This window comes from Craterilacuibacter sp. RT1T, from assembly GCF_023502145.1.
In the GTDB taxonomy this organism is placed as follows: domain Bacteria; phylum Pseudomonadota; class Gammaproteobacteria; order Burkholderiales; family Chromobacteriaceae; genus Craterilacuibacter.
Genome location: NZ_JAMFLI010000036.1, coordinates 1 through 396, shown reverse-complemented (window position 1 = coordinate 396; position 396 = coordinate 1). Strand labels below are relative to the sequence as shown.

Below are 396 nucleotides of genomic sequence, written 5' to 3'. Positions count from 1 at the left end.
TCGAGATCTTCTTCAATACGCTGAAGAGCGGCTGCCGTGTCGAATCCTTGCAACTGGCGAGTATGGAGCGCATTGAGCGCGCGCTGGCGCTGTACCTGGTGGTGTCCTGGCGCATCGGACAGTTGATGAGACTAGGCAGAGCCTGCCCGGACTGGGATGCCGAACTCCTGCTATCGCGGGAGGAGTGGCAGGCGGCGTGGATCTTGGCGCGCAAGCCGGTTCCGCAGCAAACGCCCACCCTGCGTGAGGCGGTGCGCATGATTGCCCGACAGGGCGGCTTCCTTGGCCGCAAAGGAGATGGCGAACCCGGCGTCAAAGCGATATGGAACGGGCTGCAGAAAATAGCAGCCTGCGTTCTCGGGATGCGGTTCCAGGGGACTTATGGGTAACGGAATG

Annotated in this window: 1 protein-coding gene; it reads left to right on the top strand. The window is 61.9% G+C overall.

All coding sequences use genetic code 11. The features are described from left to right. The coding region (locus M3P88_RS15840) for an IS4 family transposase (protein WP_283773255.1) at positions 1-389 on the top strand (389 nt) is incomplete at its 5' end. Positions 390-396: the final 7 nt, after the last annotated feature.